This is a genomic window from Porphyromonas sp. COT-108 OH1349, assembly GCF_000768755.1.
GTDB classification, from domain to species: domain Bacteria; phylum Bacteroidota; class Bacteroidia; order Bacteroidales; family Porphyromonadaceae; genus Porphyromonas_A; species Porphyromonas_A canoris.
Genome location: NZ_JRAH01000031.1, coordinates 37284 through 50029, shown reverse-complemented (window position 1 = coordinate 50029; position 12746 = coordinate 37284). Strand labels below are relative to the sequence as shown.

The following is a 12746-nucleotide window of genomic DNA, read 5'->3' as shown; positions in this document are numbered from 1 at the left end:
AGTTTGTGAACCGCTTCGGAGAAAGAATCATAAGGCTTCTTGCTGCGGAGAGATGCGGAGCAGAGAGCCGGTAAACAGAAAAAGCGGGTACGACAGAGCGACCCTCTGCCGTACCCGCTGCTATTATTGTAAAGAGATCACAGATCTTTTCGGATCTGCTCCAATGTCCGGCGAAGAAGATAGTCGTCTTGGCTGTGCATTTCGGCAAGAGAAATAGGGATCTCTATATCCGGAATCACTCCTCGTCCTTTAGGGAAACGATCATCCACGGTCTCGTCAAAGACACAACGTACCATCGGTATCGTGCAGGTGAATTTACTATGATCCAGCTCAATGTTGGCAAACTTCACAGCCGTGAAGCAGTGATAGGTGGTAGCCGTTTCTCGTCCGATAACGGTGCCTCTCCTGTTATATTTTACTCTACCTGCAAACTCGGTGGAAGCGGAAGCCGATTTTGCATCGGTCAGAACATAGAGACGACCCTTGTAGATATTTCTTGTGGAGTCCGACGGACTCGGATCATCTTTCGGCATAAGGTATAAACCTTTTTTTCCGGGAATTGGACGGTAGTCGGTGAAAAGGCTGTCGGACGGGATGAGGTTCATGGTAGGAGTCTTGAACAAGTGCGCATTGACCATACTGTAAGACTTTCTTGGCGGAGTGTCGTCCTCCATCACTTCTCTTGCAATGGCATATAACACCTCTATTGATCCTCCGGGATTGTTGCGAAGGTCGAAGATGATGCAGGGCTTCTCTTTGTCTCTCATTTTACGGATAAAGGCAACGATTTCGTCTGTCTCTACTTCGTTCAGCTCGAATGTGGAAAGACCTATGTAGGCAGTAGTATCATTCAGCTCTTCCAACTTGAACTGTGTTTTGTATCTGTTGGCTCCCAAGATATTAAAGAAGCCTGCCGCCTCTTTGCCGTAAGGGATCCTGTTACCCTGCTTGAACATTGGAACGGTAACCTCTTTCCCATCTGCAAAAGTGAGAGTGGTACCGGGCTTTTTGCTGTTCTTGTTGGCTTGAGGGTGGAGAACCGGATAGTTTAGAGCCAAAACTCTATCGAGATATGAAGCGACCTGTCCATCGTAAACGAGATGGCTCGGAGAGATATAAAGTTCTAAGCTGTCGATATCCTGACCATTGATTTTGACAATCTCTTTGCCTATATATGAACGATATTTTGCCGTAGCCATTATTGCCATCACTTTCCCTTCGAGCTTTCCATAGAATATTTCAGGAAGCATGGGGAGATCTACTTTCGTATGGGTGTGAGTGTTTATGAACAGATGAGAGTCGTGTATCTTCCGGTTGAAAGCAGCGATCCTCCTGCCAAACTCTTTGCGGCTGATCTTTTCGGGCAGGCGGGCAATCTCGGATGAGACAAAGGTATCGTACTCTTCGATACTCATTAAGTCCGTCAGAGAGGGGTATATCTCCTTTATGGCATCGGTAAGTCTGCGGTAGTCTGCCTCTGCTTCTGCCTTGGTCAGAACAGCCTTAGGCTTCACGATTGTGGGAGCTCTGAAGGTAGACTTGAGCCCGAAAGGAGCCATCGGATCGCTTGGTGTGCCTTTTGAGGAAGATATAGATAAACCGACGGAGCTTGCCGGGATCTTTTTGTAGGAGTAGTGGGCTGTTCCCAATACCTCTCCACGACGGATCTTCTCTCCCGTGCGAAATAGTTTTTTGAGCTTTATGCCTGAAAGGTTAATCTTATCTCCGTTGGCAAGTTTTATGGTTACCGTTCCGGTCAGATACCGGGAGGATCCATACTTTTCCTCGATAGCTTTCTTATTCTTCTCTATGGCATTGTCGAAATCGCCATCATAGGTGAAAAATAAAACGTAAGAGAGAGATATATTGTAAGATAACCCGGCAGAGATAACTATACCATCCGCCGGAGCCAATACCTCCGTGCTTTCGGTTGTGGAGATGAAGATATGCTCGGTATTGAGCTCTTCACCTATTTTATCCTGTGGCTTAAAAAGAATATCACTCCCTGCGGCTTTATTTTTGATAGGCCAAAGGAGTGATGTCTGTGCGTTAAGGGTGGCTGCGCCAAGTAAAAAGAGGCAGAGTAGAGCACAAAGCTTTCCTCCGAGAAGTCGGGTTGTTCTCATTTTATTTTTGATTATTGGTTGTTCTAAGAGAGGATCGCTTATTCGAGAAGAAGCTTTCTCAGCTTCATTCTGTCTTCAAACGACAGTCCGTACATCTCTTTCAAGTATTCGTCTATGGAGCTGTATCGGCTGATGATCTCTTGATAGATTGCCACTATATTCTCATCCGTTGTAACATAGTAGTACATCAGATTTTCTTGTATCTGCGGATCCAGTGTGTTGATGTTGGGAACGAGGGTCCGAATGTCCAGCATTTGGTTGCTTAGCAGACAGTCTTCTATCACAGCATTTGCGGGAATACCTATTGCGGAGTGTACGATGAGAAAGAAGAATGCAACACGATCTTTTCCGAGATTGTCCGTTATCAGAATCGGGTAATTGGACTCATTAAGAAGAAACTGAAACGCTTTGGTAAACTGTTTGCGACTCTCAAAAGCAAAATTTCTGGACGCATTCATCTTGAAGTTTCTAATCTCTTCCGTTGTTGCGTTACCCTTATACACTTCGGAGAGAAACTCCGAATAGTCCACCGGTTTATCTGCTTTGAGGCTTAGTGTCTGTATTCCCGTCGGTAAAAGTCTTGGGCGTTTGCTGTAAGATGACCCCTCTTCGTCCAAAGAGAGAATGCTTCTGATGCCCAGCTTCTTTAGAGAGAGAGAGTCTGTGGAAGATAGCGAGCGCACTCTGCCGGAGCGGAAAAGCCTTCCCCATCTCATATTGAACCCCTCTTCGGAAATGTATCCTCCTGCGTCTCTAAAGTTCGGGGTGGCACCCATGGGTAGGTGTCTCATTGCTGCAACCGTGCTGATCTTTCCTTCAAATTCCAACAGGAAGTATTTTTGGCTGAAGTTGTCCGTCGTTACAAACGTTGCGGTGTTCTCTCCGATAGGCATCACCATCGCAGGACTATTCGGGAAAAACTCCGGTCTGTCCGATACATATATATTGACTTTGCCGGGCATTGCCGGTGTAACTTCCCATTTGATGACGTAGTTACCCACTTGATTTTTGTCGCAATTGGTTGCAACATTATAGGCAGACTTGGCACATCCTCCCGCTATAAAGAGAGAGGATAAAAACAGAGCGATAAGAAAAATATGAGATACTTTCATAGGTTCTAATGTCTTGCACTATTATATGATAATGCTTCGGTGTCGTGGAACACTTTAAGCACGACAGCCCTTCAGCAGCCGGCTGTTGGTTGGATTGTGAAAACCATTTGATACAAATATAACCGAGTAAAATTGATTATAGAAGCGATTTAGCATAAATTTAGTGGGTTATATAGTTTATTATGGGTTCATAGCTCTAATTCCCCCAATTGGAACGGTCCAAATTGCGATAGTTTACAGCTTCTCCGATATGCTTGGTCGTGATCGACTCGGAGCCATCCAGATCGGCTATTGTCCTTGCTACTTTGAGTATGCGATCGTAGGCCCTTGCCGAAAGAGAGAATCTATCCATGGCGCGTTTCAGTATGGCAGTGCACTGTTCGTCCAGACTTGCATATTTTTGAAGCAGTTCGGGTGTCATCTGTGCATTGGTATATATACCTGAACAGCCTTCAAATCTATCCTGTTGTATCTTTCGTGCTTTTAGAACACGTGCTCTGACGTCTTCACTGCTCTCTCCATTTTCTCGTTTGGAAAGGGCTTCAAATGGGACAGGAGCTATTTCTATCTGTATGTCTATTCTGTCCAGCAGAGGACCGGATACTTTGTTCAGGTACTTGGACACCGCTCCCGGAGGGCATTGGCAACGGACATCGGGATGATTATAGTAACCGCAAGGGCAGGGATTCATACTTGCGACAAGCATGAATGATGACGGGTAGCGGGCAGATGCTTTTGTGCGAGAAATGGAAACCTCACGATCTTCCAAAGGTTGGCGGAGCACTTCCAACACGCTACGAGAGTATTCCGGAAGTTCATCCAGAAAGAGTACTCCGTTATGCGCCAAACTTATCTCGCCCGGAAGAGGATTAGCTCCTCCTCCGACCATGGCAGTGGAGGATAGTGTATGGTGTGGCGCTCTAAAAGGACGATGCTTCAGCAGAGAGATGCCGTGCGGTAGAGTGCCTGCCACAGAGTGTATGGAGGTTGTCTCCAATGCTTCATTGAGAGTGAAAGGCGGTAAAATACCGGGCAGACGTTTGGCTATCATGGATTTTCCACTACCCGGAGGACCTATGAGGATAATGTTGTGCCCTCCTGCCGCAGCTACTTCCATTGCTCGCTTGACATTTTCCTGCCCTTTGACATCGGCAAAGTCCGAACCGATATGAGTGTAGACGTTGGCAAACTGATCCTCTATACAGAGAGAAACAGGAGATAATCCTTCCTCTTTATTGCGCAGAAGATTCACCACATCAGAGAGCGTTTCTGCTCCATATACATTAAGACCGGAAACTACGGCGGCTTCGAGGGCATTCTGCTTGGGTACAATGATGCCGGAAAAACCTTCTCCATGAGCATGAAGAGCCATAGGTAAAATACCTTTTACGGGTTGGAGAGAACCATCGAGAGATAGTTCGCCCATGATCATAAACTTTCCTGGAGCATCTTCAGGTATCTGACCCGTGCAGGCAAGTATGGCAATGGCTATCGGTAAGTCGAACAGTGTACCTTCTTTTCTGATATCCGCAGGAGAGAGATTGACCAGATAACGCAATCCTATTTTGTAATCGAACCCACTCTGTTTTATGGCACAAACCACTCGTCGATAGCTTTCTTTTACGGCAGTGTCGGGTAGTCCGACAAGCGTAAAGGAACTCCCTCGTTCGGCTTCTACTTCCACGCTTATTGTTGTGGCATGTATTCCGCAAACGGTAGCAGCAAAGGTTTTTACAAGCTTAGATTTAGGTAGATCCATTGATGTGGTTACTTTTTGAGGATTATCTCTCTTAATTTCTGTTCAAATATCTTTGCCTCCTTCTCTTGATAGCGTGCCACATAAGTGGAATCGAATAGCATATAATAAGGCTCCTCGTAAATGTGGAGCTGCTCGGCTATACGTGTTGCCAAGGCTATGCTATCCGCTATGGGGATATAGGCAAGCTTGTGTCGTCTTTTCTTTAGCAGGTCTTTGGGTATGGTATCAGAGTTGGTGAAGAGAGCAATTACAGGAGCCTGAAGACTGTCTGCAAGAGAGATCCAACTCTTTTCATTTGCCCTGCCGATGCTGTCTGTACTCCAGTTTTGCATTGCTGTAACCACAAAATAGGGATGTTTACCCCAGCGATCGGAAATCTTTTTTTTCTTCTCTTTACCGGGATCTTTGGTAAAAGTATATAGCATGTTGTCCGCAAAAAAAGTGAAGCTCAGATCTTTTCGGTAGGACATGTCTGTACGAAGAGGAAATAGTCTGTCGGCAATATAGAGGTATCCGGATTCGGACGGACTGCCCAAAAGTGTGTCTGCAATGAGGACTCTGCCCGAAAGATCTTTGAGAAGATCGTTGTAAGCAAAGGCTGCGATGCTGTTGGGATTCTCTTGTACAAGGGAGACGAACTTTTTCATCATGACGCTGTCCACAGTCGCAAGCGGAAATGACAAGGCTTGGGCGTAGGTGGCAAAGTCTTTGTTCGGACTTCTTTTCCCTGTTCTAACGGACTGTTTGTCGAAGTTTATCTGAATTTTATCCTTGCTGTTCTCCGGCAAGATCGGCATGATCAGCTCCCCCTCTGAAGTATAAAGGACATGAATGAGCACGGTATCTACTCCGAGTGTATCGGACAAGATAAAGGATGTCCCGTATTCATGGCTGCGAAGAGCCGTGTTGGTGGAGGAGAAGGTATATGCCCAAAGGGAATCCTTTTCCGGAGTCGTGCGTATCACTTTTACTTCCACTCCGGAATGTCTCTCTTTAGAATGTCCGGAGCAAGCACTTACGGCGATAAGAGAGAGAAGCAGTAGGATGGATTTATAGACAGATCTATTCATGATAAAGGCTTATTGAAAATCAAAAGAGTCGTAAAGCAGTCCCCATTCGGTCTCCGTAAAAATGTTGTTTATAGGCTCTATGTAGTATTGCTGCCACTGAAGGATACTTTCGTTATCGTCATATCCTCTCCATTTTTTGTAAGATTCCATCGCTTCGGGAACTTGATTCAAGTAGATAAGAGCGTGTCCTTTATATATATAGTCCGACTTCTTCATTTCACTTTCAGGTATCAGCTCCCATTTTTCAATGGCATCCTTATAGCGTTCCATTTTGTATAGTTGTAACGCCAGCCTGCGAAGAATGGAGTAGTTCGGGCTTTCTGTCAGAACATAAGCCTTATAGTATATGTCAAGAGCCTTTGCGTTGTCTCCGGTCTTGGCATAAAGTTGAGCAAGTTTGGACAAAGCCGGAATGTTTGAACCTACTACCTGCTCGGCTTCGTCCAAGTATTGATGCGCTTCGTTATAGGTCTTAGGAGTCAAACTCTTTAGATCTCCCAATTTAAGTAGAGTACCCACATGAAGAGGATCCAAGCGGTGGGCTTCCAGAAGATACTCTTCCACATCTTTGCTTGAAACAGCATCTGATCCGAACAGACTCTCATCCGATATTTTCTCAGCCAACAGAGCGGCTAAACGAAAGTCGGATGCCGAGATCAACGAACGCTTCAGAACCATGAGAGAGTACGACTTATATCCTGACTCCAACAGGAGAGAGGACAAAGTGCGATTCTGTTCCGCAGTAAGAGGGATATTTTGTGAGGGGGAAGTGTCTATAATGAACGCTTTGTGAAAGAATACGTGGGAGGTGAAGTTGTAACTTCTTTCCAGATGGAAAAATCGGTAAGTCGTATAAACAAAGTCTCTAATACCCTCACCAATAGAACCTTCGAGAAGATCTTCTGCCTCTATCGGTTTGATAGAAGATAGAGCTTCTGAAGGAATTTCAGACATCTTTGCTATCTGAGACCAATTCCCCATACAAGCATAAGCATACAAGTCGCCGGAGCAGAGTCTCCCGCCGGGAGAAATGAAAGGAAGCAGCTTGAGAAAATAAGTCATCTCTTCGCTTGCCAGTCTAAAATGGGTAAGGTCAAAAGGCATCAGCCAGTTTACAGGCTCGTAAAAGAATGGAAATCGGCGGAGTTCTGTTGTGGTGTGATAGTGTATATCTTTTGTTTTGGCGAATGATGTTTGCAGTTCGTTCATTGCTTGCATTAGCTCAGCATCCTCACCCGACTCCTTTATGCGTTCCAAAAACTCTTCCGTGTTTCCGATGCCGCCGAAAATGTTCATCTTGCGAGCCATATCTTCAAGGCGGGAGGATATTTCACTCTTATAGCGTTCGTGATCTTCTTGAGTCGTAAAGGTAGGATAGTAAGCAAGAAGAAACTCCATGAGCCTGTTTTGCCACTCTTCTGTTTGGAACTCTTCCTCTTCTCCTATGACGAGAGCGAGCTGCTCCTTGCCCAGTAAGGATATTCTTTTAGAGTGATGAGCCGTTAAAAGGAACAACGCAGCCGTAGCCCATCCTGCAACTTTGGTGTGAGGGTCTTGTGTCAAATCTTTTATCAAACGAAACTTGAGCGGGCAGAAAAAAGCATTAAGCCCCAAGAACAGGCTGCTAACAATAAGTCCGGCAGTAATTATTTGAGTCTGATCTCTTTCGCTTCCGGATAGAACAGGGCAGTTTACGATAACATCATAGAGACCGGACGTAAGAGGTGGTGAGCAAGATAGAAAGCGGAATATCCGGTTACGAGATTTCCAAACCTCTTCTCTACTTGTGGAGTCATTTATGGACAGATCATTAAGAACAGACTCAATGTTCTCCACATCTCCTCCCCACTCTGATGCCAGCTTCATTATGGGATGATCAAAGCTATGGTTCGAGGATCTTGTTGCAAAGTAGTAGAAACGATCGACCTGTTCAGCCAGCTTACGGCGCAGATCTTCAAGGATGTTCACTCTTTCGGGATCCGCCACACCTGTATGGAGATACTGCTTCATGGGAGAAAGAACCTGGAGAGCAGATCTGTATGTACTTGTCCACTTGTTGTAGCCATAATGTTCCTCTATGGACTCCATCTCCTTACAGACAGCTCCTAATCTGTTTTGCTCAAGCAGGAGGATAAGATTGTCGTAATATTGTTTGGTTAGATTGTAGTCTATCTGTTCCATCAACTGAACTATTAACTATCTGGTTGTCGTATCTTAAATGGTATTGTCGGTATCAGAGCATATCTTCTGCATGAATCCAACCCCATAAACCGCATCCTAAAAGAAGGACTCCGAGGGTGGCATAAAGTAGTCTTGCTCCGCTCTTTCCCAAGTTTTGTCTCGCATATTTCGTGCCGTGGCTGTTGAAAAACCACTTACTCCCCAGTATGCTAACCGAAAGGGCTAATATACCGGGCAGGATAAACATGATCGCAAGAGCCAGACGGACGAAAGAGAGTGGGGACATCGGACACTAACTGAAAAAAGGAAATGCACGCATTACACGAGTACCATCGGCAGAGGATTCTATCTCCACTTTTATGGTACCATCTGGCATAAATGGCTCTAACACTTCGGGCCATTCTATAAAACAGTATCTGCCACTCTCCAGATAATCTTCTGCCCCTACGTTGAAAGCATCATTGCTGGTTTCTAACCGGTAGCAGTCGAAGTGGTAAACCGATTCAAATCCGACACCACCCTTATATTCATTGACAATTGCAAAGGTCGGGCTTGCGGTGGTCTCTTCCACTCCCAAGAGTGAGCAGATAGATTTGATGAGAGTCGTCTTTCCCACACCCATGTTAGCATAGAAAGCAAAAACGCGGGCTTCGGGAAAAGAATCTATAAGCTCTTTTGCCACTTCCGAAAGCTGTTCTAATTTATATCTTTTATGAAAGGTCATAAGTGTTATTCCTACGTGTTGATATCTCGCTTTATCCTACAAATATAACCCAATTTTCGGGTGCTTGCAAAAACTGATTTACTCTGTTACAGGGACGATTTCGTCCAACAAAACATACCAGACATAGCCGGTTATCTTCTTAAATACGATAGACCGATAGAGGGAGCAGTAGTACTCAACCTGCTTTACGTGTTTTTTGCTGACCTGCTCTCCAAACTTATAGTCTATGATCGTGATTCTGCCATCCGGATGAAGGACTACTCTGTCGGGTCTTTGCGTTGTCTCGTGGAGCAATATCGCTCGTTCGTTCAACACCTCCGCATCATCTGAGAACCAATCCGAAGAAACAGGATCATTGTTCCGCTTTTCTATCAGAGAGCGAAGCTGTTCGGACTCTTGCTCCGTAAGGCTTCTTTTTTCTTGAGCTTCTTTCAAAAGGTCATCAAGTTCTGATATGCTCTTCAAGGCAGAGAGTGTAAAGTGCATTCTCACCCCTTTTGCTCTTTCGGTTTCCTGTTCCAAATAGATCGCATAGTCGGGAGCTTTTATGTTTAAGTCCCCAAATCGGGGAGTAGTAGAAAGCTTCTCCAACTCTATGGTATCGCTCTCCCCTTCCACTTCATTTGCATTCTCGGAAACGATATATGGAGAACCATAAGGGAAGAACATAGTTGTACTGCTTTGTCCTTCTTCATCGCACTCTATCAATGGACACTCTTGCTGTTTTAGAATACCTTTATCTTGCAGTTTCTCTATGGTGTTGAATACCACACTTGAGATAGAAAACGGTGCCGGCTCTTCTTTTCCTTTGCTGTCTTCTTTCTTTACAATCTTCGAGAGTACATGTAGCTCTTTCTCTGCACGAGTATAGGCAACGTACAGCAGATTAAGCTCATCTTCATAGAGTTCAAGCATCTTTTTATTGTACAACTCTCGGAAGTGTGTGTGCGCACATTTGTTCTGTAGTGGCACTATATAGAGAGGAAGAGCGGCAAACTCACTTGGAAGAGATTGAGAGGATACGAAAATTTTATTCTGTTTCCTTGCCATCTTCCAAGATACGAACGGAAGAATGACGACCGGATACTCCAAACCTTTTGCACTATGGATGGTTCCCACCTTGATTGTAGAGTTTGCTATGCTCTCCGGCATCGGTATTTTTGTCTTATATCCCTGTTCCTCCCACCATTCGTAGAACAATCGGTAGGTTGAGACTTGCTCTTTGGTGTATTGAAACAGAATGTCAAGAAAAGTGTTCAGATAGATCTCCTCTCTTTTATCTATCGGTTTAAGCAGCTCTACTGCCAGTGTTATGGTCTCAAAAATAGAGCGTCCGTAGGCAGCCATGTCCATCATTTGGCGATATAGCTCATCTTTTTCGATCTGTGATGAAGAGATGATCCAAAGACGGTCGAGATGCAGAAAGAACTCCTGCTTATAGCTGTCCGAACTTGGAAATGCGAGGTGTTTGATATAGGCAATCAGAAGAAGGACTATTGGAGAGGCATCTGCGGTAAGAGCTTCATTGGAGAAGAAGTCGAACCGGAACTTAGGATTATCCTTGTAGGTCTCTTTCAGGTAGCCCAACAGCAGGGCTACTCTTGCTGCCTCGCTGTTGTCTCTCACAAGGATGGCAATATCTCCCGGTTTGTATCCTCTCTCAAAAAGATCTATTAAGTACACCTCCAATAAATCTTCTTCGGTTATCTGCGGTTGTTTTTCCGTTTGTTCTTCCGGCTGTTTTTTCGATTGTTCTTTTTCTTTCAGGAACAGGTGAGTAATATAACCCGGCTTTTCGGTATCATGACACTCTTTATCCCATTTCGGAGCGGTCTGTTGGGAGACCTCTTCTTCTGCATAGACTTTTTGAGAGATAGAGTCCGCACTGCTTGCATAAAGCCCTCCCTCTTCCATTCCAAAGATCGAAAAATCTACGGCATTACTGAAAAAATTGTTGTTGAAATCTACAACATTGGGAAGACTTCTCCAGTTGATCTCCAGCCTTTTGCTGTTTGTTACTCTTTTCAGATCCGGATCGCCGGGTACTTTTGTGGCAAGAAGAGAGCTTTCAGAGCCTCTGAATCGGTATATACTCTGCTTCACATCTCCCACGAGAAGATTTTCATTGTCATACGCGAGGCTTTCCATGAGAAGAGGCTTAAAGTTCAGCCACTGCACTTTAGAGGTGTCTTGAAACTCATCTATCATGTAGTGCTTGATTCTCGATCCCACTTTCTCGTAAACAAAAGGTACTTTGGCTCCGGATATGATTCTGTGAAGAAGTTGGGAAATATCGGATATGATAAGACAGTTGTTCTCTTGCCTGTATTTTTCGATGTACGCATATAGCTTTACCAGTATGGGCAGTGTGTCCAGATTACTCTGCAATACGATTGCCGTAACCACATCTTTCTCTACCTCATCGTACAGCTCCACTGTCTTTTCCAGCAGAGGAGCGATGTCTTCATGGAGCGCATTGATCTCCTCCTTGCGTTCTTTTCTCACCTTAGATGCAGCAAGGTTGCTTGTCTCATCCTCCCAAAGTTTCATGAATGTGGATCTGGACTTCGGATTCATCTTGCTATACTCCTTGTCCCAAAACTTTGTCCCAAGTTTTCCCAGCCTGTCCACGACCCTCACGAGCTCGTTTTTTAGAGCGACTGTTACTTCATCTCTTCTGATGCCCGCGCTATCCAATATCTCGACAACATGTGTAAGAGGATCCACGTATTGCTCTATCCTCTCTTTGGCTATGGCTGTCAATTCTTTCTTCGCTTCCTTGATCTTTTCAGGAGAGAAGCTCATCCTCTGATCGGCAAAAATCTCTGCAAACTCTTCCACGAACAGCAAAGGAGCCAAATCAGATAGCTTTTTCGGTATGGAGACTATCTGATCCTTTTGCAGAGACTCCTTGAGCATGCTTCCGATCCAATCCAAAACAACTTTATTCTCTTCCGTGTCGAGGGATCCGAAAAGGCTGTCCATGGCTTTCTTCTGAACCACATCGGTATCTATTTCCACCTCATAGTTGTTCATCACATCTATCTCTATGGCGAAAGAGCGGACGATCTCTTGAAAAAAGGAGTCTATTGTCTGTACCCTGAAATCGCCATAGCCGTCGAGGATAGCCTCTAATGAAGACTTGGCTCTCTGCTGTATGAGTTCGGGCGAAAGGCTTAGCTCCTCTTGCAGAGCCTCCATGAGGGGAGACTCTTCCGGTGTATGGGTAAGAGTATGCAGCTCTCTCAGTATCCTGTCTTTCATTTCCCCCGTTGCTTTGGTTGTAAAAGTAACGGCAAGGATATGCTTGAACGCCTTCGGGGAGCTCTCTTTCAGGATCAGCTTGATATACTCCAACGTTAGCCGGAATGTTTTACCGCTTCCGGCAGAGGCAGTATAGATGGTCAGAGGAGTATGGTTATTGTCTTTCTGCATCTTCTTTTTTCATGTCGGCAAGGAGTGCTTCCACCTGGGCGACCCGATCTCCTTGAATAATGATAAGGTCATCCTTTACCGAACCACCCACTCCGCATTTCACTTTTAATATCTTGCCAAGCTCTTTGAGGTCTTCCTCTTTTCCGACAAACCCCTCTACGACGGTAACGATCTTGCCTTTTCTCTGCCGGGCATCCTTATACACACGCAGGCGTTGGCGGTGCAAGGGCAGAGTGTCGGGCTTTTCTATCTGCAGTGTTTCATATTTGAAGTCGGGATTTGTGGAGTAACATATCCCCACTCTCTCCTCTCGCTCTTTGCGTGAACTCATACCGGTCT

General features: G+C 45.1%; 9 protein-coding genes. All 9 read right to left on the bottom strand.

Features of this window, described 5'->3' with window-relative positions; all coding sequences use genetic code 11:
- Window positions 1-137: 137 nt before the first annotated feature.
- Complete coding sequence (locus JT26_RS06845; protein WP_036848049.1) at window positions 138-2126, bottom strand: S41 family peptidase; 1989 nt, start codon at window positions 2124-2126, stop codon at window positions 138-140.
- A gap of 38 nt (window positions 2127-2164) precedes the next feature.
- Window positions 2165-3238, bottom strand: a complete 1074-nt coding sequence (locus tag JT26_RS06840) for a tyrosine-protein phosphatase (protein WP_036848046.1) — start codon at window positions 3236-3238, stop codon at window positions 2165-2167.
- A 196-nt stretch (window positions 3239-3434) separates the two neighbouring features.
- Window positions 3435-4997 carry a YifB family Mg chelatase-like AAA ATPase gene (locus JT26_RS06835; RefSeq protein WP_036848043.1) on the bottom strand — a complete coding sequence of 521 codons (1563 nt, stop codon included), beginning with the start codon at window positions 4995-4997 and terminating at the stop codon, window positions 3435-3437.
- 8 nt (window positions 4998-5005) lie between these two features.
- A complete protein-coding gene (locus JT26_RS06830; protein ID WP_036848039.1) occupies window positions 5006-6067 on the bottom strand; it encodes a hypothetical protein in 1062 nt (353 codons plus the stop codon).
- Between the two features lie 9 nt (window positions 6068-6076).
- Window positions 6077-8248 (bottom strand): tetratricopeptide repeat protein, encoded by a 2172-nt coding sequence (locus tag JT26_RS06825; protein ID WP_036848036.1) that lies wholly within the window; start codon window positions 8246-8248, stop codon window positions 6077-6079.
- A gap of 52 nt (window positions 8249-8300) precedes the next feature.
- Window positions 8301-8534: an Imm17 family immunity protein gene (locus JT26_RS06820; RefSeq protein ID WP_052103119.1), complete on the bottom strand. Its 234-nt coding sequence runs from the start codon at window positions 8532-8534 to the stop codon at window positions 8301-8303.
- 6 nt (window positions 8535-8540) lie between these two features.
- A complete protein-coding gene (gene tsaE, locus JT26_RS06815) occupies window positions 8541-8972 on the bottom strand; it encodes a tRNA (adenosine(37)-N6)-threonylcarbamoyltransferase complex ATPase subunit type 1 TsaE (protein WP_036791290.1) in 432 nt (143 codons plus the stop codon).
- Window positions 8973-9050: 78 nt separating this feature from the next.
- Complete coding sequence (locus tag JT26_RS06810) at window positions 9051-12407, bottom strand: exodeoxyribonuclease V subunit beta (protein WP_036848033.1); 3357 nt, start codon at window positions 12405-12407, stop codon at window positions 9051-9053.
- Window positions 12391-12738, bottom strand: a complete 348-nt coding sequence (locus JT26_RS06805; protein ID WP_036791295.1) for a translation initiation factor — start codon at window positions 12736-12738, stop codon at window positions 12391-12393. Before JT26_RS06805 ends, JT26_RS06810 begins: the two co-directional genes overlap by 17 nt.
- Window positions 12739-12746: the final 8 nt, after the last annotated feature.

Bases quoted from the DNA above. Each gene is read 5' to 3' on its own strand.
- JT26_RS06820 (WP_052103119.1), bottom strand. From the start codon at position 8,534: ATGTCCCCACTCTCTTTCGTCCGTCTGGCTCTTGCGATCATGTTTATC.
- JT26_RS06825 (WP_036848036.1), bottom strand. From the start codon at position 8,248: ATGGAACAGATAGACTACAATCTAACCAAACAATATTACGACAATCTT.
- JT26_RS06845 (WP_036848049.1), bottom strand. From the start codon at position 2,126: ATGAGAACAACCCGACTTCTCGGAGGAAAGCTTTGTGCTCTACTCTGC.
- JT26_RS06830 (WP_036848039.1), bottom strand. From the start codon at position 6,067: ATGAATAGATCTGTCTATAAATCCATCCTACTGCTTCTCTCTCTTATC.
- JT26_RS06835 (WP_036848043.1), bottom strand. From the start codon at position 4,997: ATGGATCTACCTAAATCTAAGCTTGTAAAAACCTTTGCTGCTACCGTT.
- JT26_RS06805 (WP_036791295.1), bottom strand. From the start codon at position 12,738: ATGAGTTCACGCAAAGAGCGAGAGGAGAGAGTGGGGATATGTTACTCC.
- tsaE (WP_036791290.1), bottom strand. From the start codon at position 8,972: ATGACCTTTCATAAAAGATATAAATTAGAACAGCTTTCGGAAGTGGCA.
- JT26_RS06840 (WP_036848046.1), bottom strand. From the start codon at position 3,238: ATGAAAGTATCTCATATTTTTCTTATCGCTCTGTTTTTATCCTCTCTC.
- JT26_RS06810 (WP_036848033.1), bottom strand. From the start codon at position 12,407: ATGCAGAAAGACAATAACCATACTCCTCTGACCATCTATACTGCCTCT.